Origin of the sequence: Piscinibacter gummiphilus (assembly GCF_032681285.1) — a bacterium.
In the GTDB taxonomy this organism is placed as follows: Bacteria; Pseudomonadota; Gammaproteobacteria; order Burkholderiales; family Burkholderiaceae_C; genus Rhizobacter; species Rhizobacter gummiphilus_A.
In genome coordinates, this window is record NZ_CP136336.1 from 5,036,010 (window position 1) to 5,062,022 (window position 26,013).

Sequence of the window (26,013 nt, forward strand, 5' to 3'; positions counted from 1 at the left end):
TGGCCCGGCGGGGCAAGACTGCAGCCCGCATGTGACGAGGTTCAGACGGACGGTGCCCGCGCGGGGCAGCCGGTGGAGCCGAAGGCGGAGCGTTTCACGACAACACGCTCAAGGCCGGCGGCAAACGCAACCTACGGAAGCTGGCGACGCCAGGGCCAAGCTCCCCGGTCGTGCGACCCTTTGGTTTGTTTGCGCGCGATGAACATCCAAAAAGTGTAGCAGGCAGGGTGAGCCCGGCCCCCGAATCGCGGGTTTCCGTGAACTCGGCCCCTGGCAACTCTCGGTCGGTTTGCGACAATCCCATGTTCCGCACGACCGTGCGATAAACGCCAGGAGACCCGCCTTGATTCGCAACATGATCATCGCCGCCGTTCTGTCGCTGACCGCCGCCGCCAGCGCTCTCGCCGACACCACCCAGGTCGCCGGGGTGAAGTACGACAACGGGCTCCAGGTGGGCAACACCCCGCTCGTGCTCAATGGCGCCGGCGTGCGCTACAAGGCCGTGTTCAAGGTCTACACCGCGGGCCTGTACCTCACGCGCAAGGCGAACAGCCCCGAAGCCGTGCTCAGCGCGCCGGGCCCGAAACGCATGCACATCGTGATGCTGCGCGAGATCAACGCATCGGAACTGGGCAAGCTCTTCACCCGCGGCATGGAAGACAACGCGCCGAAGGACGAATTCTCCAAGTCGGTGGCCGGCACGCTCAAGATGAGCGAGATCTTCTTCCGCATCAAGAAGCTGAACGCCGGCGATTCGTTCTCGGTGGATTGGGTGCCGGGTGTCGGCACCACCATCATCGTCAACGGCAAGCCCGCCGCCGATCCGATCAAGGAGCCCGAGTTCTTCTCTGCGCTGGTCAAGATCTGGCTGGGCCAGTCGCCCGCCGATTCGAACCTGAAAGACGCGCTGCTGGGCAAGCCGGCCGCGCTGCCGCCCAACAGCTGATTCAGGCCAGGGCGTCCAGCCGGTCGATCACGCCGTCGGCATCGACCGCGTGAACCGGCTCGCCATGGTTGTAGCCGTAACTCACCAGCACCACCGGGCAGCCGGCGGCGCGCGCCGCACGCGCGTCATTGCTCGAATCGCCCACCATCAACACGCGTGAGGGCGGCACCCCCAGCGCCTCGCAGGTCTTGAGCAGCGGCAAGGGGTCGGGCTTCTTGCGCTCGAACGCATCGCCACCGAAGACCTGGGCGAAGTAGCCATCGAGGCCTTTCTTTTCCAGCAGCGGCCGCGCAAACGCGGTCGGCTTGTTGGTCAGGCACGCCAGCACGAGGCCCCGTGCGCGCAGGGCGTGGAGCCCTTCGCGCACGCCGGGGTAGACGGCCGCATGCTCGCCGTTGATGCGCAGGTAGTGGTGCTGGTAGCGCGCCCATGCGGCGCCGAACGCCGAGGCTTCGCTGCCCACATGCGCCAGCGTGCTGCGGATCAGGTGTTCGGACCCTTTGCCGACCGTCTGCTCGATGAACGCACGGTCCACGCGCGACAGCGACAGGTCGTCGAGCATGGCGTTGAGGGCGACGTCGAAGTCCCCCAGCGTGTCGATCATCGTGCCGTCGAGGTCGACGATGGCCGCATCAAAATTCTCCAGCGCGTGCGACACCATCCGGGTTCAGCGACCGAGCTGCGCGCGCATCGCGTCGATCACACGCTTGTAGTCGGGCTTGCCGAAGATCGCGCTGCCGGCCACGAAGGTGTCGGCGCCGGCATCGGCCACCTGGCGGATGTTGTCGACCTTGATGCCGCCGTCGACCTCGAGGCGGATGTCGCGCCCGCTCTTCTCGATGATCCTGCGTGCCTGCTCGACCTTCGTCAGCGCGCTCGAAATGAAGCTCTGCCCGCCGAAGCCGGGGTTCACGCTCATGATGAGGATGAGGTCGACCTTGTCGATCACCCACTCCAGCACATCGAGCGGCTCGGCCGGGTTGAACACGAGGCCGGCCTGCTTGCCCTCGGCCTTGATGAGCTGCAGCGTGCGGTCCACGTGCGTGCTGGCGTCGGGGTGGAAGCTCACGAGGTCGGCGCCGGCCTTGCAGAAGGCCTGCGCGAGCGAGTCGACCGGCTGCACCATCAGATGCACGTCGATCGGCACCGCAGTGCCATCAGCCTTCACCGAATGCTTGCGCAGCGCCTCGCAGATCATCGGCCCGAAGGTCAGGTTGGGCACGTAGTGGTTGTCCATCACGTCGAAATGGATCCAGTCGGCGCCGGCCGCGATCACATTGCGCACCTCCTCGCCCAGACGGGCGAAATCGGCAGAAAGAATGCTGGGGGCGATGCGGTAGGTGGGCGTGCTCATCCGCGGGATTTTAGGAGGCTCCCTAGAATCGACCGATGGCCAAGCCCGAATTCACCTGCAGCGTCAGCGTGCGCCCCCTGCCCGAACAGGCAGACCCCGAGCAAGGCGTTCACGCCTATGCGTACACGATCCAGATCGTCAACACCGGAGACATCACCGCGCAGCTCATCGCGCGCCATTGGGTGATCACCGATGCGCGCGGCCACGTCGAGGAAGTGCGCGGCCTGGCCGTCGTCGGCCAGCAGCCGCTGCTCAAGCCGGGCGAGCGTTTCGAGTACACGAGCTGGACACGCATCCACACGCCGCAAGGCAGCATGCGCGGCACCTTCTTCTGCATGACCGAAGACGCGCGGCCCTTCGACGCGGCCGTGCCCGAGTTCTCGCTCTCGGTCCCATCGACCTTGCATTGAGCACGGGCATGAACGCTCCGGCCGACCCGATCTGGCAGGCACTGCGCGCCGATGCCACTCAGCTCGCACACGCCGAGCCGGTGCTCGCGCGGCTGTTGCGCGCCGTGATCCTCGACCAACCCTCGCTGGAAGCTGCGCTGGCGGAGCTGCTCGCGCACAAGCTCGCATCGGCCGAGCTTCCCGTCGACGACCTGCGGACGCTCGTGCGCGACGCGCTGCAGGCCGAACCGCAGATCGGCCAGCTCGCGCGTGCCGACCTCGCCGCCATCAGCGAGCGCGATCCGGCCGCCGGCTCGAGCGTCAACCCCGTCCTCAACCACAAGGGCTTCCACGCGCTGCAGACCCATCGCATCGCGCACTGGTACTGGGGCCGCAACCGAAGGGCCCTCGCGCAGTGCCTGCAGGGTCGCGCATCGGAAGTGTTCGCCGTCGACATCCACCCCGCAGCCGTGGTCGGTGCCGGCGTCTTCATCGACCACGCCACCGGCGTGGTGATCGGCGAAACGGCGGTGGTCGGCGACAACGTCTCCATCCTGCAAGGCGTGACGCTCGGCGGCACCGGCAAGGAGACAGGCGACCGCCACCCGAAGATCGGCCGCGGCGTGCTGCTCAGTGCCGGGGCCAAGGTGCTCGGCAACATCCGCGTCGGCGACGGCGCCAAGGTGGGTGCCGGCAGCGTAGTGCTCGACGAGGTGCCGCCGCACAAGACGGTGGTGGGCGTGCCGGCGCGCGTGGTGGGCACGCCACGTGCTGATCAGCCGGCGCTCGACATGGACCAGCACATCGATCTCGACGGCGGCGGCTGAACCCGCGCGCGTCTTTCAGCTCTCATCGCCGTCGGCCTCGTCGCCACGCTCCTGGCGTTCACCGCCCTTGCGCCCCGAGAACATGGTCCACCACACGATCAGCACCAGCACCGCGAGCGCCGCCAGCGCTTCGAGCAACAACAAACCCATGATGACGATCCCGTTCGGCTTTCGCCGTTTTGCAGCGGCGGCGATTCTAGGAGTGCTCACCGCCTGTGCGAGCGGGCCCGTCAGCCCGCCGCCCCCGGTCGTGGCACCGCCCGCGGTCGACAAGCCGAGCGCCGCACCGCCCGTGGTGATGCAGCGGAGCCGCTCACGCTGGGTGAAGGCCGACTGGTCGGAGCTGCCGGGCTGGGAAGCCGACGCCCTGATGGAGTGGTGGCCGGCGCTGCAACGCGGCTGCGACAAGCCGCCGCTCGAATGGGCGCGCATCTGCATCGACGCGCGCAACGTGACCCCGGCTTCCAACGCGTCGGCCCGCGCCTGGGTCCAGCAGCGCATGCAGCCCTGGCGCGTCGAGTCCGTCGACAGCGCCGCCGAAGGGCTGATCACCGGCTACTTCGAGCCGCTGGTTGAAGCACGGCGCGTGGCGGGTGGCAGCTTCCGCATCCCCTTGCACGGCGCGCCGGCCGACCTCGCCACGCGCAAGCCCTATTGGACGCGGCAGCAGATCGCCACCCAGCCCGCCGCACAGGCCGCGCTGCGCGGCAACGCCATCGCCTACGTCGCCGACCCACTCGACGCCCTGGTGCTGCAGATCCAGGGTTCGGGGCGGTTGCAACTCACCGAGGCGAATGGCCAGCGCAAGTTGCTGCGCGTGGCCTACGCCGGGCACAACGACCACCCTTACCGCTCCGTCGGCAAGTGGCTCATCGACCAGGGTGAGCTGCGCACCGGCGAAGCCTCCTGGCCCGCCATCAAGGCCTGGGCCCGCGCCAACCCGAAGCGGCTCGACGAGATGCTGTGGAGCAACCCGCGCTACGTGTTCTTCCGCGAAGAAGCGCTGCCCGACCCGGCGCTCGGCCCCAAGGGCGCGCAAAACGTGCCGCTCACCCCCGGCCGCTCCATCGCCGTCGACGCACAGAGCGTGCCCTACGGCACCCCCGTGTGGCTCGACACCACCGAGCCGCTCGCGAGCACGCCGCTGCGCCGCCTGGTGATGGCGCAAGACACCGGCAGCGCCATCGTCGGCGCGGTGCGGGCCGACTACTTCTGGGGCTGGGGCGACACCGCCGAGCAGCAGGCCGGCCGCATGAAGCAGACCCTGCGCATGTGGGCGCTGCTGCCCAAGTGAACGCCGGTCAGGCAGCGACGCGCGCCGCTTCCTTCATGGTGCGCGACAACACGCCGTAGACGTCGATCCAGGCCTCGCGCACCTCGGGTGTGAAGGCCACGCCGATGCCTTGCTGCAGCGTGGCGAGCAGTGCCGTGCCCACGGTGTCGTAATGCTCGTCGCGCACGCCGTAGTCGGCATGGCGCCGGCCCAGGGTCTGCAAGGCCGGCAGCAGCAGCTGCGGCTGCCCCAGCAGGCCGACCGCCACGCCGATCATCTTCATCAGCTTCTCGCCCTGCACCAGCAGGTCGCCCTTGAAGAGCGGCTTGAGGGATGGGTCGAGCCGGAAGAGGTTGGCGTAGAAGAGCTCGGCGGCCCGGGGGGCGATGGGCTCGACCAGGTCCCAGCTTTCCTTCACCAGTTGGTTGGTGTACTCGTCCATGGCCATCCTCCAAACAGTGCGTGGCGACACGTGCCGGCATCTTCAATGCAAGCCGCTTGCCGCCCCGGGCCGGTGCGCCCGCGGAGGAGGACGAGAAAGCTAATCGCTCAGATCAGCGTGCGTGCCAGGGTCGCCACGAGGATGGCGCCGGCCGCAAACATCACCAGCGCCCAGTTCGGCAGAAAACCGTGGGGCGCGTGGTGGTGGCGATGACGTTGTTTGTCAGTCATGTGAATTCCAGCTGCAAAACCGACATACCCGGTCGGTTGGCGAACACTTCAAACGTGGTTGAAGCGCCCGAGCGGCTGAAAAGCGAGCTTCGTGCCAGCGTCTGCCTGCTTCAGCGGGCTTCAGTGGCGGGCACGGCCGGCCGGGCGGCCGTAGAGCTCGATGTAGTGCGCCACGGCATCGCCGTTGTTGCCCACCAGCCTCACGGCGTGGTGGATCTGGTGGTCGGGCACGTCGAGCAGCCAGGACCAGCGCGCGACCTCGAGCGGGTCGGTCAGGTCGACATGAGGTTGCGTCGGGCCTTCGAGAGACGGGCTGTGATCGGGTTGCATGGCAAGACGGGTCCAGCGTTCAGGAGATGCCTGATTTATCGGCCACTGCCCGGGGATTCTTGAGCCGGCACGAGGGCCCGATGTGGGCATCCGCTCGCACGGCGCGAGCACATTTCCCGTCTTGTGCCTCTTTCAGGCCACGACCGTGCGGTTGCGGCCCGCGGTCTTGGCGCGGTACATGGCGCGGTCGGCGCGCTCGATGATGGCGTCGGTGCGGTCGTCGACCGTGCACACGCCGATGCCTGCGGAAAACGTCACGGTCAGCTTGGGGGCGATGTGCTCGAAGCTGCGCGCGGCCAGCTGGCCCCGCATGCGCTCCACACAGATGAGCGCGTCTTCGGCTGTCGTGTTGGGCAGCATGAGGAGGAACTCCTCGCCGCCCCAGCGCGCCAGGGCGTCGCCCGTGCGCAGGCCGTGGGTGATGACGTCGGCGAAGATCTGCAGGACTTGGTCGCCGGCCTGGTGGCCGCAGCCGTCGTTGATGCGCTTGAAGTGGTCGATGTCCATCAGCACCATGCTGATCGGCATACGGTTGCGCTGCTGGCGCCCGCGCTCGGCCACGAGCAGGGTGGTCATGTGGCGGCGATTCGACAGGCCGGTGAGCTCGTCCTGCGTGGCCAGCAGGCGGTTTTGCTGCAGGGCGTTTTCGAGTTGCACCTTCTGCTGGCGCAGCTTGTTGCGGATGGCGCTGAGCGTGCCGGTGAGCCAGCCGATGATCGGCAGCATCAACACGATGAGCAGGAAGTTGAGCAGCTCGATGCGGGGCGGGAAACGCACCGGATCCCAGAACGCACCGGCCGTCATCGTGATGCCGAGGGCCGTCACCCCGAGCGTGGCCATGCGGCGCGCCTGGCGCGGCGTGAGTGCAAAGATGCCGAACACCTGGCCGATCATCACCGTCATGAGGATCGCGCCGCGAAACGGCCCGGCCACGACGTAACACGCACAGGCGGCCAGCACGCAGAAGAAGCCTTGCGCCTGCGTCAGCGCCGGGTCGGAGGCGAAGCGCAGGTTGGCGCCGCTGCGGATGAGCGCGAGGAAGACTGCCGACACGCCCAGCACCGTGACCGCGAGCGCCGCCGCCGGCCGCGGCTCGACGAGCCCCAGCAGCACGCCGAGGCCCACGATCACGCTGAGAGCTGCATAAATGCCGCTCGCCACCAGCGCCTGCGTCATGCGCACGCGCTGATTCCGGTCGGTGCCCAGCAGGGCATCGGCCCAGGAGGTGAAAACGGCTCGATTCATGTCGGGATCGTTATCGGCAGCACCGTCAGATTGTTCAACGGTACGCCTGTGCCGCGCCGTGTGAAAGCACACGTTGTCGGAAGGGTCCCCCCTGAACCGGGGTCGCCCCCGCTCACCGGTCGGCAGGCGGGGCGGCGGGGGTGGTGGGCAGGCTCCAGAGCCAAAGCGCCACGCAGGTGCAGACGATGGCGGGCGCCCACCGCCAGGGCGAGTGCACCACGAACCAGGAACCGGTGGCGCTGGCGGCCATCATCACCGTGGCGAGCTGCTTGGCGCGCAGCGGCACCGCGCGGTTGCGCCGCCAGGCATGCACCATCGGCCCGAAGCGGGGGTGGCTGACCAGCCAGGCCTCCATGCGCTTGCTGCCCCGCGAGAAACAGAACGCCGCCAGCAGCACGAACGGCGTGGTCGGCAGCAGCGGCAGGAAGATGCCGATGAATCCGACCACCAGGCTGACCAACCCGGCCAGCATCCACAGCAGGCGCTGACTTTGGGTGCTCAGGTGGTGCAGGGGCCGCATGGCCCCGCATCGTAGGCCAGTGCCGCGGGCTTCGCTTGCTCTCTTTGGGAGCCCTGGGATCAGAGCCCGAGTTCGCTCAGCCCCGCGTGCTCGTCCGGCCGGCGGCCGAGTGGCCAGTGGAAGAGCCGCTGCTCGGGGCGAATGGGCAGGTCGTTGATGCTGGCGTGCCGCCAGGCCATCAGCCCTTGGGGGGTGAATTCCCAGTTCTCGTTGCCATAGCTGCGATACCACTGAGCCGAGTCGTCGTGCCACTCGTAGGCGAAGCGCACCGCGATGCGCGCGCCGTCGAAAGCCCACAACTCCTTGATCAGCCGGTAGTCGAGCTCGCGCGCCCATTTGCGCGACAGGAATGCATGCACCTCCTCACGGCCCACCGGGAACTCGGCGCGGTTGCGCCAGCGTGTGTCCGGCGTGTAGACGCCCACCACGCGGTCGGGGTCGCGCGAGTTCCATGCGTCCTCGGCGAGGCGCACCTTCTGCCGTGCGGTCTCGGCGGTGAACGGCGGAAGCGGGGGCCGGCTTTCCATGCTCAGTACGTCTTATAGGGAAGGAACTTGCCCGACATGTTGATCGACACGCGGTCACCCTTCGGGTCGGCCTCGCGGGTCAGGTCCATCTTGAAATCGATCGCGCTCATGATCCCGTCGCCGAACTCTTCATGGATCAGTTCCTTGAAGGTCGTGCCGTAGACGCTCACCAGCTCGTAGAAGCGGTAGATCAGCGGATCGGTCGGCACGCTCGTCGGCAGCGAGCCCTTGTAGGGCACGACCTGCAGCCACTTCTGCTCGGCGTCGGTGAGGCCGAAGATCTCGCCGACGATGCCGGCCTGCTTCGCATCCAGCGTCATCTGCCCGAGACAGGCGGCGGTGACCCACTCCTTGCTGAGGCCCACCTTCTGGGCCACGTCCGACCACTTGAGGCCTTTGGCGACCTTGGTGGCGACGATCTTTTCGGTGACATCGAGACGGCTCATCTTCTGCTCCTTCGTTGAGAGATCAAGCCACGCGATGCAGGGGCATGCGCGGCGGGGGTTCGGGAAGCGGTTCCTGCAGGCCCGGGCTCACCTCGGGCGGCTGCACCGGCGCCTTGCCGTGCGACAGCTCCTTCGAGCGCGCCACGAGAAAGTCGACCAGGTGGTTGCGGATGCGGTAGTACTGCGGGTCGTGGTGCAGCGTGGCGCGCGCGCGGTCGCGCGGCATGGTGTTCTTCACGATCTCGGCCACACGCGCTTGCGGGCCGTTGCTCATCAGCAGGATGCGGTCGGCGAGCAGGATGGCCTCGTCGACGTCGTGCGTGATCATGAAGACGGTCTGGTGCGTCTCGGCGCAGATGCGCAGCAGCTCGTCTTGAATGGTGCCGCGTGTGAGTGCATCGAGCGCACCGAATGGCTCGTCGAGCAGCAGCATGCGCGGCTGGATGGCGAACGCCCTCGCGATGCCCACACGCTGTTTCATGCCGCCGGAGAGTGCCGAGGGCTTCTTGTCGATGGCGGCCGACAGGCCCACCATCGCCACGTACTTCTCCACGTGCTCGTTGACCTGCGAGCGGTTCCACAGGGGCCACTTGCTGCGCACCGCGAAGGCGATGTTGGCCCGCACCGTGAGCCAGGGCATCAGCGCATGGCCCTGGAACACCACGCCGCGCTCCAGGCTCGGGCCGGCGATCTCGCGGTTGTCCATGAACACATGGCCCTCGCTCGCCTGCTCCAGGCCCGCGAGCACGTTGAGGATGGTCGTCTTGCCGCAGCCGCTGTGGCCGATGATGCAGACGAACTCGCCCTGGCGGATCTCGAAGTTGACGCTGTCGAAGACGGTGCTGTCGCCGTAGCGCTTGGCCAGCCCTTCGATCTTCAGAAAGCTTTCAGTCGACATAGGTCACCGCTTTCTGCAACTTGGCGAACATCAGGTCGAGCAACATGCCGACCACGCCGATGGTCAGGATCGCGAAGAGCACGTTGGGCAGCGAGAGGTTGTTCCACTCGTTCCACACGAAATAGCCGATGCCCGTGCCGCCCACCAGCATCTCGGCCGCCACGATCACGAGCCAGGCGATGCCCATGCTGATGCGCATGCCGGTGAGGATGGTCGGCGCGGCCGCCGGCAGGATCACCTCGAACGCGCGGCGCAGCGGCGTCACCTCCAGCGTGCGCGCCACGTTGAGCCACTCGCGCCGCACGCTCGCCACGCCGAAGGCGGTGTTGATCAGCATCGGCCACACCGAGCAGATGAAGATCACGAAGATGCCGCTGATCGACGAGTCCTTGATCGTGTAGAGCGCGAGCGGCATCCACGCGAGCGGCGAGATGGGCTTCAGCACCTGGATGAACGGGTCGAGCGCGCGGTAGACGAGCGGACTCATGCCGATCACGAAGCCGAGCGGGATCGCCACCAGCGCGGCCAGCAGGTAGCCCAGGCCCACCCGCGCCAGCGAGTAACCGAGTTGCAGCGCGATGCCCTTGTCGTTGGGCCCGTTGTCGTAGAACGGTTGCGACAGGTGCTTCGCGATCGTGCTGCCCATCTGCGCAAGCGTCGGGAAGCCCGACTTCGCGGTGGGTGCGCCAGTGGCCGCCGGGTCCTTGCCCATCAGCTTGGCGTATTCGATCTGCTCGGGCGTCAGCGCCGGCGCGGCGGCCGCAACCGGCGCGCTGCTGAGCGTGGCCACATGCCACACAGCCAGCAGCACGAGCAGGAGCAGGGCCGAGAGCAGGCCTGCGCGCAAGCCCAGCGAGCGTGCAGCGTTCATGCGTTCGGGGTGCGCTTGATGGCGAAGCCGTTGACGTAGGCATCGGCCTTCTCCGGGTCGAACACCTTCCCCATCACGGTGATCTTCGGATACGCCCCGTCAGGCACCTTCATGTCCAGCGCCTTCATCTGCTTCTTCGCGTCGGTGAGCAGGAAGACCTTCTCCGCGATCTGCTTGTAGTTGACCTCGCCCTTCACATAGCCCCAGCGCTTCATCTGCGTCAGCATCCACACCGCCATGCTCTGCCAGGGGATGGGATCGAAGTCGGCGCGGTCGGGCACGTTCTTCACGTTGCCCAGGCCATCGGCGAACTTGCCGGTGAGCACCTGCGTGAGCACCGTCTCCGGCTGGTTGAGGTAGGCCTGCGGTGCGATCACCTTGGCGATCAGCTCACGGTTGCGCGCCTCGCGGGCCATCGCGGCCGACGTCAGCACCGCGCGGTACAGCGCGGCGAAGGTGTTGGGGTTCTTCTGGATGAACTCGGTGCTGGTGCCGAAGGCGCAGCACGGGTGGCCGTTCCACAGATCCTTGGTCAGCAGGTGGATGAAGCCCACCTCCTCGAACACCGCGCGCTGGTTGAACGGGTCGGGCCCGAGGTAGCCGTCGATGTTGCCGGCGCGCAGATTGGCCACCATCTCGGGCGGCGGCACCACGCGGATCTGGATGTCGCGATCCGGGTCCAACCCCGCTTCGGCCACGTAGTAGCGCAGCAGGAAGTTGTGCATCGAGTACTCGAAGGGCACCGCGAACTTGAAGCCCTTCCAGTCCTTCGGGTCGCGCTTGTCCTTGTGCCTGACGTGCAGCGTGATCGCCTGGCCGTTGGTGTTCTGGATGGTCGCCACGTTCATCGGCGTAGGGTTGCTGCCCACGCCCAGCGAGATCGCGAGCGGCATCGGCGAGAGGAAGTGCGTGGCGTCGTACTCCTTGTTGAGCATCTTGTCGCGGATGAGCGCCCAGCCGGCCGTCTTCACGACCTGCACGTCCAGGCCCTGCTTCGAATAGAAGCCGAGCGGGTGCGCCATGATGAGCGGCGTGGCGCAGGTGATGGGGATGAAGCCGATCTTGAGATCGCGCTTCTCCAATGCGCCTTTCTCCTGGGCCATCGCCTGCAGCGACGCCACCGGCAGCACGCTGCCGATCGCCGCCATCGCCGTGCCCTTGCCCACTGCGCGCAGGAAGCGCCGACGCATCGCGTCGTGCGGGAAGAGTGCCTTCACGAGCGAGGCCTCGATGAAGTCGTTCGAATACGCCTCGAACTCGGCCGTCTCGCTGCGCCGCTTCAGTTCGGCAACGGCCGCCTCGGCACCCCGGTGCTCCTCGGCCGACGCGTGCTGGCCGCAGGCGCAGCGCATCATGAGAGGACGGTCGGCGTCGTAGGGGTCGAAACGGTTGTCGGTGCGCATGGCGGGCCTTCGATGAACGGTGACGTCATGCTAGGAATCGGGCCCGCTTCGGGCCATCGCGGCAACCGGGTTTGTGGTGTAGGGCTGGCACTACAAACCGGTGCCGCAGGTGTAGGAGCGCGACTACCGCAGGTTTCGCCGGAAGCCGGTGCACAGGCGGCACCGCGAGCGCCATGATCGAGGGGACATGCGCACCCTGCCCCGTTCCCGCCCCTCGCATTACCACCCCACGAGGCTGCTCGCCTGGGGCGCGGCCGCCGCGGTCCTGCTGCTGGCCGGTTGCACCGTCACGCGGCTGCACACCGCGGTGGAGCTGGCCCGCGAGAGCGAGCCCCTGCAGCACCACGTTGACGCCGCGCCCGTGCGGCTGCTGATCGTGGGCGACAGCACCGCCGTGGGCACCGGCGCCAGTTCACCCGACAAGAGCCTCGCCGGCCTGCTGGCCCAGGCCTACCCCGGCCTGCACATCGAGAACCGCGGCCGTGACGGCGCGACGCTCGCCGAAGTGCCGCACCAGCTCGAGGCCAGCGACGCCCGCTTCGACATCGTGCTCATGCTCGCGGGCGGCAACGACGTGATCCGCCTGCGCAATCTCGACAACACCCCCAGCCACCTCGACCGTATCGTGCAACTCGCCAAGGCGCGTGCCGACACGGTGGTGCTGATGCCGGCCGGCAACGTGGGCAACGCGCCCTTCTTCTTCCCGCCTCTCTCGTGGTGGATGGCCTCACGCTCGCGTGAGCTGCATGCGCTGGTGCGCGACGCCGCACAACGGCAAGGCGTGGGCTACGTGCGGCTCTTCAAGGAGCGGGCGGACGACCCGTTTGCGCAGCACAAGGCCTTGAACGCGAAGGACGGGCTGCACCCGAGCGACGGCGGCTACCAGGTCTGGTTCCAGGAGCTGCTGGCGCAGTCGACGCTCGCGCAGCGGCTGGCGCCTGCGCGCAGCACACCGGGCAGCTAGTCGACCCGCACGAAAGTCTGCCGCACGACGCTGCGGTCGAGCATGTCGAAGTGCCACCACTCGTTGTCGACGCCGTTGAAGCCGCCCGCCGCCATCACCCGGCGCAGCAGCTCGCGGTTCGTGACCTGCGTGGGCGTGAGCGCCCCGCTGGCGAGGTGCTCGGCTTCGAGCTTGGGGTGCGAAAGCTCGTCCATCTCGTCGAAGCCGCTGCCCATGTCAAGCTCGTCGCCGTTCGCATCGATGATCGTCACGTCGAGCGCCATGCCGAAGGAGTGGATGGAGCCGCGCGCGGGGTCGGCCACGTACTGGCGCAGGCCGGTGCCGTCGAGGAACTCCCACAGCTCGACCTGCACGCGGTGCGGGCGCAGCGCATCCAGCACGAGGATTCTGTATCCGGGCGCGAGCTTGGTGAGTTCTGACACCGAACGCCCCAACCCCTCGGCCGCCAGCCGATGCAGCCATGCGCAATCGAGCTCACCGTAGAGGTCACGCCCCACGAAGTTGCGAGGGCCGACATAACGCAGGTCCACTGCCACGCCGCTGATGGACGACAGGGCACGGAAATCGGGGTGGGTTGCGATGTCTTCGCAGCGCATGGGCAGGGATCGATTCACACCCTTGCAAGCATATGCCGGAGAGAAATGCCCGGCTTTACGCCGGGGGGATGAGAACTATTGCAGCGCCACACTGTTGAACAGTACGACGGAATCTGCGGGTGACGACCAATACGTGGCGTTGGTGCGGATCGCGACTTGCCCTGCCGGACCGGCCACGAGTTCGGAGGGTGACGCGCCTGCCAGCGAGAAGCCATACACGGGGGTGCCGAGGATCACCTGTGTCGTCGCGTCGACAACGGCCAGCCGTGAATTCGCGGTGGCTGAAAACGCTGAGGACTCTGTGCACACCAAGCGATTCGGCACATTGAGCACCCGGCACGTCCCCTCGACCCCGACCTGGCCCAGTTGCGCCAGATCCGTGCTGCGGTAGAGCGTGCGGTCGAGCAAGAGCCCATGCGGCGACCACTCCAGCGTGCGAGTGCCGAAGTTGCCACCGGCCGACACCACCTGCACCTGCTGCAGACCATCGGCCACCACGGACATACGCCGCAACCCGAACTCGGTGCTTTCGTTGTTAAAGCCGTAGACCGAACTGCCGTCGGCACCGAAGGTGATGAGATTGCTGCCAGTGTGGTCGCCGGTCATGCGAGGCTGCAACACGCCACCGCGGACAAGCACCACCCCACCGTGCCGAGGCGACACGCCGGTGCGCATCAGAGACACGGCGATCACATCCGCATCTGACGGCGAGACGGCGAGCTTCTCCGTCAGCATCTGCCCGTAATAGGGCGACGATGGCAAACGGACTCGCCACGCCTCGGAGAAATCTGGCAGGTTGAGCTTGACCACCTCACCCGTTCCGTTAAGGCCCACATACAACGCGTTTCCGCTGGGATGCATGACCAAGGCAGCGGGCTGGGATCCCACACTGCGGCCGGCATAGGTCACCGCGCCCGTCGTCGGCTCGATGATTGCAATCTGGTTGCCATAGACCGGCACACTGCCGGGCACGCTGGCGTAGTAGCGGTTCCGTGTGGCATCGAACACCAGTGCCGCATGAAGCAAGGGAACGCGGACGAAGTTGCCTGTGTTCCCGAACACGTCAACACCAGCGACCGTCCCGGCGGTCAGGACCAGGGTGTACGGCTGCTCGATTTGCGCCCCGGATGCATCGACCATGGAGCGCTCGGCGCGAATCAGCCCTACCCGCGGCGCCCACCAGGCTTCCTCCATCGACACGGAAGTCTGTATCTCGTAGCGCATGTTCGACGGCTGCAAGGTGACCAGCCACTCGTTGTGAAAGCGCGCCACATCAGTGAAGACGCTTCCGTTTGGCAATGTGATCCTCTCGAAGCCGACGAACACCTGACGCAACTCGATGCGAAAGCTGTCCGTCACCCCGTCTCCATCGAAATCCTCGCCAGCGCTACCCTGGCGGACATGCGAGCGCCGTGCCCCGGCCTGGTAGAAGGGCTCCGCGTATTCCAGAAGGTCGCCCACGATCTGATTCACCACCGCCGGTGCGTCAGCCATTGGCTGCACCGCGACGATGCCTTCGCTGGTGCGACGGTACACCGTGAAGTTGGATTCGCCCTGTGCCGTCTCCGTCACCCGGACATCGGTTCCCGATTCGCTTGACACCGTGCGCGTGAGCGTCTCACCCTGCGCTCCCCCATCCTGCCGCCGTTCGTATGTCCAGCTGTCGCCGGCCGCGGCCGGAAAATAGTTGCTGCTGCGACGGTCGATGCGAACTCCCGTTGGCAGGTTGTCCTCGGACAAGGTCACGAGGGCTGCCCTGGTCTGCGGTGTGGTGGATGGAGTCGTGACGGAGTCGCCACCTCCCCCTCCGCAGGCCGACAAGACAACCAGCAGGCATGACACACCCCACAGGTGCGCTCTGTTCTTCATTGAATCCTCCCTGGAAACTAGACACTCGGCCGCTCTTGTGGCGCAAGGAAACGCTCTGGCGACCGCCGGTTCGGGAGTATCGCAGCGACCTACGTCAACCGCCGGTACTCATTCAGGTGTCGCAAGGCGCGATGTGGCCGCCCGGTTCGCTCATGCAAGCAGGCGAGGTTGTAGTGCGCGTCGGCGAGTTCGGGCCGTAAGGTAAGCGCACGCTCGTAGGCGGCGATGGCCTCGTCGTGCCGCTGCTGGTCTTCGAGCGCGATGCCACGGTTGAAATGCAGATCGGCGTTGTCGGGCAAATGCAGGAGCGCCTCGTCGAGCGTCTGCACAGCGTCGTCGCAGCGACCCTGTTCGCACATCAGCGCGCTGAGGTTGAGCCACGCCGGCGCATGCACGGGGTCGGCCGCCAGGGCCAGGCGGTAGGCCTTCTCGGCCGCCGCGGCGTCGTGCGCTTCGAGGGCCACGCCTTCGGCGAACCAGTCGACCGTCTCCTGCGGCAGCGGCTGGACGACCGGCGCCGCCGCGCGGTCGAAATCCATGAGCAGCTGGCCGCTCTCGGCCTCCCACTGCAACGGTCCCTCGCGCACGACGACCTGGCGGTCGATGGCCGTCAGGCGCACGCCGCTCAGTGGCAGCGGGCCCAGCCCGCCCTTCACCCGCGCCAAGGCACGCAGCAGCTTGCGCGACGGCACCTGCGCCGTGCGCAGCCGGTGCGCGGTGCGCAACAGCACCACATCCTGGAAGGTGAAGCGCCACGCATGGCGCGGGCCACGGGTGGGCGTGACGACGCCGGCCTCGATCAGACCGTTCACCACATGGGCCGGCAGGCCGAGCAGGGCCTGCACCTTGCGCAGGCTCAGCGTGGCCTGGCGGTCGTCCGCACCCGAGGGGCTCACTTCCTTGCGCGAGCGCGGGCCGGGGCGGCTGCGGGGGCGGGGCTCGCCGCGGCGCGCCGGGGTGGCTTGCGCTCCTTCAGCGTGGCGGTGTCGGCCGCCGCGGTGGCCTTGGCCGGCGCAGCCTTCGCGCTGCCCTTCTTCGCCAGGCTCGCGCGCAGCGCATCCATGATGTCGATCACCTGCCCGCCACTTGTGCCCGGCGCTTCATCGGGGCGATGCGCGGCGACGATCTTCTTGCCGGCGATCTTCTTGTCGATGGCAGCGAGGATCCGCGCCTTCTCTTCATCCTGGAACTGCGCCGGGTCGTAGTTGTCGGCCGAGATCTGCTCGATGAGCTGGGTGGCCAGCTGCACCTCGGCGTCGGAGACGCTCACGGTCTCGATGTCGAGCTCGCCGAGGCTGCGCACCTCGTCGGCGTAGAGCAGCTGCTGCAACACCAGGCCTTCTTCTGCAGGGCGCACCTGCACCACGTACTGCTTGCCCTTCCAGGCCATGCGGGCGAGCGCCACACGTTTGGTCTTGCGCATGGCCTGCATCAGCAGCGAATAAGGCTTCGCGCCGCGCTTGTCGGGCCCGAGGTAGTAGGCGCGGTCGTAGTAGATGGGGTCGATGGCCTTGTCTGGCACGAAGGCCACGATGTCGACCACGTGGCTGGCTTCGGCCTCCAGGGCCTTCAGCTCCTCGGGTTCGAAGATCACGAAGTGGTCTTTCTCGAACTCGTAGCCCTTGACCATCGCCGCGCGCTCGACCACCTCGCCGGTCTTGACCGAGACATACTGCTGCTTCACGCGCGAGCCGTCCTTCGTCAGCAGGTTGAAGCCGACGCTGGCCGAACTCTCGGTGGCCGAAAACAGCTTCACCGGGATCGAGACGAGCCCGAAGCCGAGGGTGAGCGATGCGAGCGAGCGTGCAGCCATGGTGGACCGCAGGCTACGCCGGCCGCCGGGCTCGCGCCGTCGGGCACCGGATCGACCGGCTGTAGGACGACGCCGACCCGCCGCGCTGTAAGGTTCACCGCCACACCACGACTTCGCCGCCATGAAGAAAGCCTTGCTCCTGACCGCGACACACCTGGTGGCATTGGCCGTGGGGTTTGCGGCCGGCGTCTACCTGCTGCCCATCCTCACGGCGGCGCCGCCATCGCCGGTGACCCTGGACGCGCGCGAGGCGCTCTTCCAAGGCCAGTTCCGCCGCGACCTGAAAGACAGCGACCTCCTGCATTGGGGCGAAGGCCAGGTGCGGCTTGACGCACGCCGCATCGCCTTCGACGGCAAGCTCGCCCCCGGCCCCGACTACAAGCTCTACCTGTCGCCGCAGTTCGTCGAGACCGAGGCCGACTTCAAGCGGCTCAAACCCACCATGCTGCGCGTGGGCGACGTGCGCAACTTCGAGCGCTTCGAGTTGCCGCTGCCACCGAGCACCGACCTCACCCGCTACGACACGGTCGTGATCTGGTGCGAGACCTTCAGTCAGTTCATCACCGCGGCGCGCTACCGCTGATCACGAGGCGCTGAAAAGAAACGAAACACAACGATGCGGGCGCGAAAGGACACCCACGCGCCGCCGCCCGACCATGCCCTCATGTTCAACACGTCTCGAAAGGACACGACATGAGAACCTGGCTCAAGCGCTCCCTGATCGGCATCTTCGGCGTCTCGCTGCTCGCGGGGGGCCTGGCCGCCTGCTCGCACCAGCGCCACTACGGCTACTTCGGTGACCGCACCACCGAAGCCGAGCGCGCTGAGAAACGTGCCCACATGGTCGACAAGGCGAGCCGCAAGCTCGACCTCGACGCCGCCCAGAAGGCCAAGCTCACCGTGCTGGCCGACACGCTGGAAGCGCAGCGCCAGTCGATGAAGGCAAGCGGCGGCGAGCCGCGTGCCGAGTTGAAGGCGGTGATCGCCGGCGCGCAGTTCGACCGCGCCAAGGCGCAGTCGCTGGTCGACGCCAAGACCACTGCGATGCGCAGCGCCTCGCCGGCCGTCATCAACGCCGCCGCCGACTTCTACGACAGCCTCAAGCCCGAGCAGCAGCAGAAGCTGCGCGAGGCGCTCGACCGCTTCGGCCACCACCGTGGGTGGCGCGGATGAACCGGCGCCTTGTGTCAGCATCGCGCCCATGCACCGCATCCTGCTGATCGATGACGATGAAGACCTGGCCGCCCCGCTCGCGACCTACCTGCAACGTTTCGACCTCGCGCTCGACCATGCGGCACGCCCCACGCTGGGCCTCGCGCGGCTGGCCGAGCAACGCTACGACGCGGTGATCCTCGACGTCATGCTGCCCGAGATGGACGGCTTCGAGGTCTGCCGCCGCATCCGCCACGACAGCGACATCCCGGTGCTGATGCTCACCGCCCGTGGCGACGTGACCGACCGCGTGGTGGGCCTCGAACTCGGCGCCGACGACTACCTGCCCAAGCCCTTCGAGCCGCGCGAGCTGGCCGCGCGCTTGCAGACGATCCTGCGCCGCTCGCGCAACGGCGGGTCGGGCGATGCCCAGAAGCCGCAGAAGCTCGACTTCGAGGGCCTGAGCATCGACCTGCAGCGCCGCGAGGTGCACCGCGAGGGCGAGCTGCTCGAGCTCACCGGCACCGAGTTCGAACTGCTGGTGATGCTGGCCCGCGAGCCGGGCCGTGTCTTCACACGCGACGAGATCCTCAACAAGCTGCGCGGGCGCGAAGCCGATCTCTTCACCCGCGCGGTCGACATCCTGGTGAGCCGCCTGCGCAAGAAGCTCGAGCCGCTGCCGCTCATCAAGACGCTGCGCAACGCGGGCTACACCTTCGCCGGGGTGCCACGGGCATGAGGTGGCGGCGCAGACACGTGCAAGCCCATCCGCGCTGGCACCAGCGCTTCCGCCATTCGCTGAAGTGGCGCCTCGTGGCACTCTTCCTCGTGCTGGCGGCCGGCACGGTGATGGTGTTCATGGGCGGCACGCGCGCAGCGCTGTCGGGCGGCTTCGAACTCTTCGTCAAGCCGCTGCTCACCGACTACGTCGACCGCCTGGCCGCCGACATCGGCTCGCCACCCGACCTGGCGCGGGCGCAGGCGCTGGTCGAGAAACTGCCGATCTCGGTGCGCATCGACGGGCCCACCGTGCAGTGGGACTCGCACCCGGGCAAGTACGCCGAGTGGAAGCGCCAGGTGAAGGACGACGACTGGGGCCGGCGCCTGCTCACCCGCAGCACCGCCGACGGCCACCGCATCACCTTCGGCATGGGCACCAACGTCTGGCACGAGCGCCACCCGGTGCGCGCGCTGCTGCCGCTCGCCGGCCTGCTGCTGCTCACGCTCCTGGCGTATGCCACCGTGCGCCGGCTCTTCCGCCCGCTCGACGACATCCGCCGGGGCGCGCAGCGCTACGGGGAAGGCAACTTCAGCGCGCCCATTCCGATCCGCCGCCGCGACGAGCTGGGCGACCTCGCGCAGCAGGTCAACGACATGGCCACCGGCCTGCAGGGCATGCTGCACAGCCAGCGCGCGCTGCTGCTGGCCATCAGCCACGAGCTGCGCTCGCCGCTCACCCGCGCACGCCTCAACGCCGAACTCTCCGGCGACACCCCGGAGCGCGCCGCGCTGCTGCGCGACCTCGCGCTGATGGGCACGCTGATCGCCGACCTGCTGGAAGGCGAGCGTCTCGCCGCCGGCCCTTCGGCCCTGCAGCGCACGCCCACCGACCTCAACACCTTGGTGCGTGAGGTCGCGGCCGGCTTCGACGGCCAGCCCTTGCAGCTGACGCTCGCCGACGAGCTGCCCGCCGTGCCGCTCGACCGCCCTCGCGCGACGATGCTGGTGCGCAACGTGATCGACAACGCGCTGCGCCACGGCTCGTCGGATGGGCCGGCGATGGTGAGCACGCATGTCGATGGCGAGTGGGCCGTGCTCACCGTGCGCGACCACGGCCCCGGCGTGCCCGACGACCAGCTTGCGCGCCTCACCGAGCCCTTCTATCGGCCCGATGTGGCCCGCACCCGGGCCGCGGGCGGCGTCGGCCTGGGGCTGTACCTGTGCCGCCTCGTCGCACAGTCGCATGGCGGCACGCTCGTGTTGCGCAACGCCCATCCCGGCCTCGAAGCGGTGGTGCGCTGGCCCACCTGACGCCCGGTGCGCCGCTTGAGCCAGGTCAATAGCCTTGAAAAAGCCCCGTTATTCGTCACATCGCCGAAACACGAACCCCCTACACTGAAGCTCTTCTCTGATGCAAGACCGGCCGCACCATTGGGCGGAACCACGGGAACCCGTCACCCAGCACAGAGCAAAACCGTCATGGCCGCAGCCGCTTCGAGCGGTGAGCCCCCATGCCCGGAAGACGAGCCCGCCGCCAGCAATGGTCGCGGGCTTTTTCTTTTGTTCAGCGGCCCAGCGTGTTCAAGAGCCGGTCGAGCCAGGGCGAGGTGAAGCCGTAGTTCACGCGGCTACGCTCGTGGTGGAGCTGGTGGAACTTGGGGTCGGACACCAGGCGCTTGAGCCAGTGGTCGTCGGCATGCATCGGCATCAGCTCGTGGTTGCAGTGGATGCAGGAGGTGAACACGATGCCCATCATGTGCAGCAGCGCGATGGTGCCCACGCCCACCGGCACGAGCGCCATGAAGCCGACGAAAGTGCCGCCGATCACCGCAGCCTCCAGCGGGTGCACGCTGTAGCCCGACCAAGGCGTGACCCGCACCGACCAGTGGTGCACGCTGTGGAAGCGCATCAGCCACGGGTGGTGCAGCAGGCGGTGCGTGCCGTAGGCGTAGACATTGTTGAAAAGCACGAAGGCGCCGAGCTGCCACGCGGCCTGCCACAGCGTCTCGGGCCAGATGCCATGGGCGAGCGGCCGGTAGGCCAGCGAGACGGCCGCCAGCACCGCGCAGGTCATCAAGCCATTGCGCAACTCGGTGCGGATCTGCTTCGGCTTGAGCGGCTGGTTGTCGATCACGTGGCCGATGTCGAGTGCAGGGAATAGGCGGAAGGTCATCCACGACGCGACGCTGCCGCCCACGAGGTAGAGGGCCAGGTGGAAGGCGAGCACCGCGGCCAGCGCGAGCGGCCAGTCGGCGGCGAGCCACCAGGCGAAGGGAGCGTCGAAGAGCGCGCGCATCGGCGGTGACGAGCCTCAGCGCGGCAGGCGGCCGCGCGCCATGTCGGCAAACATGCGCAGGTTGGCGAGCGCCGTGCGCAGCGGGTACTTGAACTCGACCGCGTGAGAGGGCTCGATCAGGCCGTGGCCGACGGCGATGGCCACGAGCGCCGCGGCTGGCGCACCGAGCAGCCACCACAGCGGGCCGACCCACAGCGCGTAGAGCGCGAGCGCCGCACCGATCAGCCAGCCGAGCAGGTGGATGCGGCGGTTCCACGGCCGCTGGTGGGCCGTGAGGTAGATCGCATAGAACTCGTCGAAGCTCTTGAAGTCCGGCATGCGCGGATTCTGGCCTAGCTGTTCAGCAGAACACGCCCACCGCTTCGGCCAGCCGCTCGGCCTGCACCTTGAGGCTTTCGGAGGCGGCGGCGCTCTCTTCCACCAGCGCGGCGTTCTGTTGCGTGATCTGGTCGAGGTGGGCCACGGCCGAGTCGACCTGGCCGATGCCCTTGCTCTGCTCCTGTGTGGCGGTGCCGATCTCGACCATGAGGTCGGACACACGCTTCACCTGCGCCACGATGTCGTCCATCGTGCGGCCGGCATCGTCGACGATGCGCGAGCCCGACTCGACCTTGTCGACGCTCGTGCCGATCAGCGCCTTGATCTCGCGCGCAGCATCGGCGCTGCGCTGCGCGAGGCTGCGCACCTCGCCGGCCACCACCGCGAAGCCGCGGCCCTGCTCGCCGGCACGCGCCGCCACCACCGCCGCGTTGAGCGCGAGGATGTTGGTCTGGAAGGCGATGCCGTCGATCACGCTGATGATGTCGGCGATTTTGCGAGAGCTGTTGGTGATGTCGTTCATCGTGCTCACCACCTCGGCGACCGCCTGGCCGCCACGCGCCGCGGCGTCGCGTGCGCTGCCGGACAGGTTGGTGGCCTGGTTCGCGATGTCGGCGTTGCTCTGCACGGTGGCGGTCATCTGCGACATCGACGAGGCCGTCTGCTGCACGCTCGCGGCCGACTGCTCGGTGCGGGTGCTCAGGTCCTGGTTGCCCTGGGCGATCTCGCTGGTGGCGGTCTGGATGTTGAGCACCTGGCCGCTCACGTCGTCGATGATCCAGCGGAACATCAGGCCGATCTGGCCGACGGTGCGCAGGGTCATGCCGATCTCGTCGACGCGGTCCATGTGCTCGACCTGCTGGCTCTGGCCGCTGGCGATCTTGAGCGCCTGCTCGCGCAGCTGCTCCAGCGGGCGTGCGACCTGGCGCTCGAGCCACCACGAGGCGCCGGCGCCGAGCAGCGCGGCCAGCCCGGCCAGCGGAGCCACGAGCGCCGCCCCGGCGCCCAGACCCCAGGCCCCCAGCGTGAGCGCCGGCACCACGCCGGCAAACGCGGCACGGATGCGCCAACGCACCGGCAGCGTCTTGAACAGCGAGCGAAAGGCCATCGCGCCGGAGTGCACGAGGATCCCCTTGTGGAAGCGGCGGCTGCCCGCGCGACCCTCGCGGAAGTCCCTGTAGAGCGCCTCGGCGGCGGCCACTTCTGCGCGCGCGGGCTTGGTGCGCACCGACATGAAGCCGGTGACATGCCCATCGCGCACGACCGGCATGGCGTTGGCGCGCACCCAGTAGTGGTCGCTGTTCTTGCGACGGTTCTTCACCAAGGCCGTCCACGGCTCGCCGTTCTTGAGCGTGGCCCACATGTCGGCAAAGGCCTCGGGCGGCATGTCGGAGTGGCGCACCACGTTGTGGGGGCGGCCTTGCAGCTCTTCACGCGAATAGCCGCTCGCCTCGATGAAAGCGGCGTTGGCATATCGGATGTGGCTCTGCGAGTCGGTTGTCGACATCAACGTGGCGTCGTCGGCGATGTCGTACTCATGGCCCGTGACGGGCTGGTGCTTTGACATGGGTAGCTCCTGTGGCGTTCGCGAACGCTCAAGCCCCCCATGAACCCGCGTCCTTGATTCCATTTCGATCGAATGGTGGCGCGCTTGATGGCACGACCCTTGACACGGATCAAAAAAAAAACGGCCGGAGCCGCTCTGCACCTCAAGGCTGTTCGAGCGTGCTCAGTGCCTGCTGCACAGCGCCACTGTCGCTTGGCCGCACAAGGCGAGCTACCTCCTGCCCGTCGCGCAGGAAGACGAGCGTGGGCCACAGCTTGACGCGGAACGAGCGGCCGAGCGGCCGGCCGGGGCCGTCCTCGACCTTCAGGTGCCGCACGCCCGGGTGCTGGGCCAGCGCCGCCTCGACCAGTGGCTCGGCGGCCTTGCAGAAGCCGCACCAGTTGGTGCCGAAATCGAGCACCACGGCGCCCTGGAGCGCGTCGACCTCGGAACGGGCGGGCTGGGCTTCGATGTAGGGCTGGGTCATGTCGTCTCGTCTCCAAGGAAGAATGGAACGTCAGGCCGCACGCGAGCGCGTGGCCGGCAACTTGAGCGTGCGCGGCGCCGCGTGGCTCAGCACGCGCCACAGGCGCAGCGCATTCGCCTCGGCTTCCTGGCGCCACACCAGCCGCCAGGGCCGCCGCAGCGGGCCGCTGGCCAGGCGGCGCGCCACCAGGTCGCCGCGCTGCAGGTGCGGCTCGGCGATCCACTCCGACAGCACGGCAATCCCCATGCCTGCACGGGCGAAATCGACCACCGCCTCGGTGAGCGGCAGCACCTGGTACTGGAGCGCCGGGCCACGCGGCGCGTGCAACGGCTTGTGCAACCAGCCCATGTCGCGCGTGGGCAGGCGCGAGGTGAGCAGCGTCTCGCCCACCAGGTCGGCCCGCTGGAGCGTGGGCTGCGCCGCCAGCCGGTGCCGTGCCGACATCACGAACAGCACCTCGTCGGCGAATAGAGGCTTGTCGACCAGCCGCCGGCTGCGCGGCGTGGGCGCCTCGCTGACGAGGGCCACGTCGATCTCGCCGGCCTGCAGCGCGGCGATGGGGTCGCGTGTGCTGTCGAGCGCGATCTGCAGGTCGAGCCCGGGCAGGCCGGCCTTCATCGCGGCCAGCGCGCTGGGCATCCAGTGGTAGGCGGTGTAGCACTCGCAGACGAGGCGCAGCGGCTCGGCAGCGGCTTCGGGCGTGCGCACGCGCGACTCGAGGGCATGCAACTCGTTGAGCAGCGGGGCCGCGCCGTCGAGCAGGGCCGCACCCGCCGCAGTGGGCTCGAGACCCCGCGGCGTGCGCTCGAAAAGCCGCACGCCGAGCCGCCCTTCCGCCGCCAGCAGTGCGCGGCTCACCGCCGGCTGCGTGAGGTGCAGCAGCTCCGCGGCGCCGGCCGTGGTGCGGGCGGTGGCCAGGGCCAGCACGAGACGCAGGTCGCGGCTGTCGAGGCGGGTGGAGGGTGGCAGCTCGATGCGCTTCATGCATCGAGTGTATGACCCGAATGCGTTGGACGCATGCACCGCGCATGCCCAGACTGGCGCCTTGTCCTTTCTCCGGAACATTCACCATGAACGATTTCGCACCCGGCAGCACTGGCGACGTGCTGCACCGATTCAATCAGGCCTTCCTCGACCACACGCCAGAGGTGCTGCCGGCGCTCATTGCCGACCGCTGCCGCATCGAGCGCATCCAGGCCACCGCCGAGGGCGAGTGGATCGAAGGCGGGGCCGCCTGCCGCGCCCTGTGGCAGGCGCAGGCCGCCGACCGCGGCGGCCAGTTCCGGCTCGAAGGCACGACGGTGCTGGGCGATGTCGGCCTCGTCTTCTGGACCTATGCGCACGGGCCGGGGCTCTCACAGCATTCGCGCGGGCTCAACGTCATGCGCGTGCAGAACGGCCAGGTCGTCGAGGGGCGCGGCTACGCGAAGAAGGCATGAAGCGCTGGCACATGACGATGGGCGGCGGGCTCGACGGGCTGCGCCTGCGCGAGTTCGAGATGCCGGCACCCGGTCCGGGCGAGGTGCTGGTGAAGCTGCACGCGGTGTCGCTCAACTACCGCGAGCTGTCGATCCTGCTCAAGGGCCGCTACCCGTTGCCGGTGAAACCCGACGTGGTGGCCTGTTCCGACGGGGCCGGCGAGGTGATCGAGGCCGGGCCCGGCGTCGGCCACTGGAAGGCCGGCATGCGCGTGGTCGCGTCGATCTTTCCGCACTGGCACGACGGACCGTTTGCACTCGCCCGCGCCGCGCAGCTCGGCGGTTCGATCGACGGCATGCTGGCGCCCTACGTGCTGCTGCCCGAAGCGGCGCTGGTGCCGGTGCCCGAGCACCTGTCGTTCGAGGAAGCCGCCGCCCTGCCCTGCGCCGGGGTCACCGCGTGGAACGCGCTGCACGGCGGCGGCCGCCCCCTGCAACCCGGCGACACGGTGCTCACGCTCGGCTCCGGCGGGGTGTCGCTCTGGGCCATGCAACTCGCCAAGGCCGGCGGCGCGCGCGTGATCGCCACCACCTCGAGTGCGGACAAGGCCGAACGCCTGCGCACGCTCGGTGCCGACGCGGTGCTGAACTACCACGAGACGCCCGCCTGGGCCGAGGCGGTGCGCGCCCTGACCGCGGGGGCCGGTGTGCAGCGGGTGGTCGAGGTGGGCGGGGGCGCCACGCTCGCGCTGTCCTTGCGCGCGGTGGCGTTCAGCGGCGAGGTGGCCTTCATCGGCACCCTGGCCGACGGTCCCGCCACGCTCGATGCCAACGCCCTCTTCGCCTCGGGTGCCACGCTGCGGGTGATTGCCGCGGGCAGCACCGCGCAGCTTGCACAGATGGCCCGCGCGGTGGCGGTCAACCGGCTGCGGCCACCCCTCGGCCAGGTGTTCGGCTTCGACGACGCGCGCGCAGCGTTTGCGCATTACGCACGCGAGCACGAACGGGGCGCGGGCTTCGGGAAGGTGGTGATCCGGGTTGCGGCCTGAACGCAGTCGCAACGAGGTGTGACGCTCGCGTTTCTTGCGGCATTGTTCATACCGCCACAAGGCGACCGCTCCCTACAGTCATGC

General features: G+C 68.2%; 33 protein-coding genes. 11 read left to right on the forward strand and 22 right to left on the reverse strand.

The genetic code is table 11. The features are described from left to right. Positions 1-355 precede the first annotated feature (355 nt). A complete protein-coding gene (locus tag RXV79_RS23885; RefSeq protein WP_316704194.1) occupies positions 356-946 on the forward strand; it encodes a chalcone isomerase family protein in 591 nt (196 codons plus the stop codon). Position 947: 1 nt separating this feature from the next. On the opposite strand, the gene gph is transcribed toward RXV79_RS23885, so the two are convergent. Both gph and rpe read right to left on the reverse strand, forming a co-directional pair. Beyond that, on the reverse strand, positions 948-1,607 hold the full coding sequence (gene gph / locus RXV79_RS23890; protein ID WP_316700580.1) for a phosphoglycolate phosphatase: 660 nt from the start codon (positions 1,605-1,607) through the stop codon (positions 948-950). 6 nt (positions 1,608-1,613) lie between these two features. Further along, on the reverse strand, positions 1,614-2,300 hold the full coding sequence (gene rpe, locus RXV79_RS23895; protein WP_316700581.1) for a ribulose-phosphate 3-epimerase: 687 nt from the start codon (positions 2,298-2,300) through the stop codon (positions 1,614-1,616). Positions 2,301-2,335: 35 nt separating this feature from the next. Here rpe and apaG point away from each other — a divergent pair, with 35 nt between their 5' ends. Both apaG and cysE read left to right on the forward strand, forming a co-directional pair. Next, complete coding sequence (apaG, locus tag RXV79_RS23900; RefSeq protein WP_296726333.1) at positions 2,336-2,710, forward strand: Co2+/Mg2+ efflux protein ApaG; 375 nt, start codon at positions 2,336-2,338, stop codon at positions 2,708-2,710. Positions 2,711-2,718: 8 nt separating this feature from the next. After that, positions 2,719-3,516 (forward strand): serine O-acetyltransferase, encoded by a 798-nt coding sequence (cysE, locus tag RXV79_RS23905; RefSeq protein ID WP_316700583.1) that lies wholly within the window; start codon positions 2,719-2,721, stop codon positions 3,514-3,516. A 15-nt stretch (positions 3,517-3,531) separates the two neighbouring features. Here the strand turns inward: cysE and RXV79_RS23910 are convergent, their stop codons facing one another. Further along, positions 3,532-3,666, reverse strand: a complete 135-nt coding sequence (locus RXV79_RS23910) for a hypothetical protein (RefSeq protein WP_316700584.1) — start codon at positions 3,664-3,666, stop codon at positions 3,532-3,534. A 1-nt stretch (position 3,667) separates the two neighbouring features. Here RXV79_RS23910 and RXV79_RS23915 point away from each other — a divergent pair, with 1 nt between their 5' ends. Next, on the forward strand, positions 3,668-4,810 hold the full coding sequence (locus RXV79_RS23915; protein ID WP_413816711.1) for a murein transglycosylase A: 1,143 nt from the start codon (positions 3,668-3,670) through the stop codon (positions 4,808-4,810). A 7-nt stretch (positions 4,811-4,817) separates the two neighbouring features. Here RXV79_RS23915 and RXV79_RS23920 read toward each other — a convergent pair whose 3' ends face one another. The 10 genes from RXV79_RS23920 to RXV79_RS23965 all read right to left on the reverse strand — a co-directional run bounded on the left by RXV79_RS23920 (position 4,818) and on the right by RXV79_RS23965 (position 11,701). Next, positions 4,818-5,231: a globin family protein gene (locus RXV79_RS23920; RefSeq protein WP_316700586.1), complete on the reverse strand. Its 414-nt coding sequence runs from the start codon at positions 5,229-5,231 to the stop codon at positions 4,818-4,820. A 107-nt stretch (positions 5,232-5,338) separates the two neighbouring features. Continuing rightward, positions 5,339-5,461, reverse strand: coding sequence for a hypothetical protein (locus RXV79_RS23925; RefSeq protein ID WP_296726320.1), 123 nt, complete (start codon positions 5,459-5,461; stop codon positions 5,339-5,341). A 120-nt stretch (positions 5,462-5,581) separates the two neighbouring features. Continuing rightward, positions 5,582-5,791: a DUF3606 domain-containing protein gene (locus tag RXV79_RS23930; protein WP_316700587.1), complete on the reverse strand. Its 210-nt coding sequence runs from the start codon at positions 5,789-5,791 to the stop codon at positions 5,582-5,584. 132 nt (positions 5,792-5,923) lie between these two features. Then, complete coding sequence (locus RXV79_RS23935) at positions 5,924-7,036, reverse strand: GGDEF domain-containing protein (RefSeq protein WP_316700588.1); 1,113 nt, start codon at positions 7,034-7,036, stop codon at positions 5,924-5,926. 112 nt (positions 7,037-7,148) lie between these two features. Continuing rightward, entirely contained in the window at positions 7,149-7,556 is a 408-nt protein-coding gene (locus RXV79_RS23940) for a YbaN family protein (RefSeq protein ID WP_316700589.1), read from the reverse strand. A 59-nt stretch (positions 7,557-7,615) separates the two neighbouring features. Beyond that, positions 7,616-8,083, reverse strand: a complete 468-nt coding sequence (locus RXV79_RS23945; RefSeq protein WP_316700590.1) for a nuclear transport factor 2 family protein — start codon at positions 8,081-8,083, stop codon at positions 7,616-7,618. Positions 8,084-8,085: 2 nt separating this feature from the next. Continuing rightward, positions 8,086-8,529 (reverse strand): cyanase, encoded by a 444-nt coding sequence (gene cynS / locus RXV79_RS23950; RefSeq protein ID WP_316700591.1) that lies wholly within the window; start codon positions 8,527-8,529, stop codon positions 8,086-8,088. A 22-nt stretch (positions 8,530-8,551) separates the two neighbouring features. Further along, positions 8,552-9,427 (reverse strand): ABC transporter ATP-binding protein, encoded by an 876-nt coding sequence (locus RXV79_RS23955; RefSeq protein ID WP_316700592.1) that lies wholly within the window; start codon positions 9,425-9,427, stop codon positions 8,552-8,554. Then, positions 9,417-10,298 (reverse strand): nitrate ABC transporter permease, encoded by an 882-nt coding sequence (gene ntrB, locus RXV79_RS23960; RefSeq protein ID WP_316700593.1) that lies wholly within the window; start codon positions 10,296-10,298, stop codon positions 9,417-9,419. The genes RXV79_RS23955 and ntrB overlap by 11 nt, the downstream gene beginning before the upstream one ends. Then, a complete protein-coding gene (locus tag RXV79_RS23965) occupies positions 10,295-11,701 on the reverse strand; it encodes a CmpA/NrtA family ABC transporter substrate-binding protein (RefSeq protein WP_316700594.1) in 1,407 nt (468 codons plus the stop codon). The genes ntrB and RXV79_RS23965 overlap by 4 nt, the downstream gene beginning before the upstream one ends. Before the next feature lie 187 nt (positions 11,702-11,888). Here RXV79_RS23965 and RXV79_RS23970 point away from each other — a divergent pair, with 187 nt between their 5' ends. After that, entirely contained in the window at positions 11,889-12,665 is a 777-nt protein-coding gene (locus RXV79_RS23970) for an SGNH/GDSL hydrolase family protein (RefSeq protein WP_316700595.1), read from the forward strand. On the opposite strand, the gene RXV79_RS23975 is transcribed toward RXV79_RS23970, so the two are convergent. From RXV79_RS23975 to RXV79_RS23990, 4 genes are all read right to left on the reverse strand, one after another. Further along, positions 12,662-13,261, reverse strand: coding sequence for a M15 family metallopeptidase (locus RXV79_RS23975; protein ID WP_316700597.1), 600 nt, complete (start codon positions 13,259-13,261; stop codon positions 12,662-12,664). The genes RXV79_RS23970 and RXV79_RS23975 overlap by 4 nt on opposite strands. A gap of 75 nt (positions 13,262-13,336) precedes the next feature. Beyond that, the gene (locus tag RXV79_RS23980; RefSeq protein WP_316700598.1) at positions 13,337-15,007 is read right to left on the reverse strand and encodes a YncE family protein; all 1,671 of its coding nucleotides are present in this window, start codon (positions 15,005-15,007) and stop codon (positions 13,337-13,339) included. 212 nt (positions 15,008-15,219) lie between these two features. After that, positions 15,220-16,026 (reverse strand): tetratricopeptide repeat protein, encoded by an 807-nt coding sequence (locus tag RXV79_RS23985; protein WP_316700599.1) that lies wholly within the window; start codon positions 16,024-16,026, stop codon positions 15,220-15,222. Beyond that, the gene (locus RXV79_RS23990) at positions 16,023-16,943 is read right to left on the reverse strand and encodes a non-homologous end joining protein Ku (protein ID WP_316700601.1); all 921 of its coding nucleotides are present in this window, start codon (positions 16,941-16,943) and stop codon (positions 16,023-16,025) included. Before RXV79_RS23990 ends, RXV79_RS23985 begins: the two co-directional genes overlap by 4 nt. Before the next feature lie 121 nt (positions 16,944-17,064). On the opposite strand from RXV79_RS23990, the gene RXV79_RS23995 reads away from it, so the two are divergent. From RXV79_RS23995 to RXV79_RS24010, 4 genes are all read left to right on the forward strand, one after another. Then, positions 17,065-17,526 (forward strand): DM13 domain-containing protein, encoded by a 462-nt coding sequence (locus RXV79_RS23995; RefSeq protein WP_316700603.1) that lies wholly within the window; start codon positions 17,065-17,067, stop codon positions 17,524-17,526. A 110-nt stretch (positions 17,527-17,636) separates the two neighbouring features. Beyond that, a complete protein-coding gene (locus RXV79_RS24000) occupies positions 17,637-18,116 on the forward strand; it encodes a Spy/CpxP family protein refolding chaperone (RefSeq protein WP_316700604.1) in 480 nt (159 codons plus the stop codon). A 28-nt stretch (positions 18,117-18,144) separates the two neighbouring features. Then, the gene (locus RXV79_RS24005; protein WP_316700605.1) at positions 18,145-18,834 is read left to right on the forward strand and encodes a response regulator transcription factor; all 690 of its coding nucleotides are present in this window, start codon (positions 18,145-18,147) and stop codon (positions 18,832-18,834) included. A gap of 17 nt (positions 18,835-18,851) precedes the next feature. Further along, a complete protein-coding gene (locus RXV79_RS24010) occupies positions 18,852-20,126 on the forward strand; it encodes a HAMP domain-containing sensor histidine kinase (RefSeq protein WP_316700606.1) in 1,275 nt (424 codons plus the stop codon). 253 nt (positions 20,127-20,379) lie between these two features. Here the strand turns inward: RXV79_RS24010 and RXV79_RS24015 are convergent, their stop codons facing one another. The 5 genes from RXV79_RS24015 to RXV79_RS24035 all read right to left on the reverse strand — a co-directional run bounded on the left by RXV79_RS24015 (position 20,380) and on the right by RXV79_RS24035 (position 24,446). Then, a complete protein-coding gene (locus RXV79_RS24015) occupies positions 20,380-21,111 on the reverse strand; it encodes a sterol desaturase family protein (protein ID WP_316700607.1) in 732 nt (243 codons plus the stop codon). A gap of 15 nt (positions 21,112-21,126) precedes the next feature. Continuing rightward, positions 21,127-21,429: an Mpo1-like protein gene (locus tag RXV79_RS24020; RefSeq protein ID WP_316700608.1), complete on the reverse strand. Its 303-nt coding sequence runs from the start codon at positions 21,427-21,429 to the stop codon at positions 21,127-21,129. A 22-nt stretch (positions 21,430-21,451) separates the two neighbouring features. Beyond that, the gene (locus RXV79_RS24025; protein WP_316700609.1) at positions 21,452-22,996 is read right to left on the reverse strand and encodes a methyl-accepting chemotaxis protein; all 1,545 of its coding nucleotides are present in this window, start codon (positions 22,994-22,996) and stop codon (positions 21,452-21,454) included. A gap of 142 nt (positions 22,997-23,138) precedes the next feature. Continuing rightward, positions 23,139-23,462, reverse strand: a complete 324-nt coding sequence (locus tag RXV79_RS24030; protein ID WP_316700610.1) for a thioredoxin family protein — start codon at positions 23,460-23,462, stop codon at positions 23,139-23,141. A gap of 30 nt (positions 23,463-23,492) precedes the next feature. Further along, entirely contained in the window at positions 23,493-24,446 is a 954-nt protein-coding gene (locus RXV79_RS24035; RefSeq protein ID WP_316700611.1) for a LysR family transcriptional regulator, read from the reverse strand. A gap of 86 nt (positions 24,447-24,532) precedes the next feature. Between RXV79_RS24035 and RXV79_RS24040 the strand changes: the two genes are divergently transcribed. Further along, entirely contained in the window at positions 24,533-24,901 is a 369-nt protein-coding gene (locus RXV79_RS24040) for a nuclear transport factor 2 family protein (RefSeq protein ID WP_316700612.1), read from the forward strand. Next, a complete protein-coding gene (locus RXV79_RS24045; protein WP_316700613.1) occupies positions 24,898-25,929 on the forward strand; it encodes a zinc-dependent alcohol dehydrogenase family protein in 1,032 nt (343 codons plus the stop codon). The genes RXV79_RS24040 and RXV79_RS24045 overlap by 4 nt, the downstream gene beginning before the upstream one ends. The last annotated feature ends 84 nt before the right edge of the window (positions 25,930-26,013 follow it).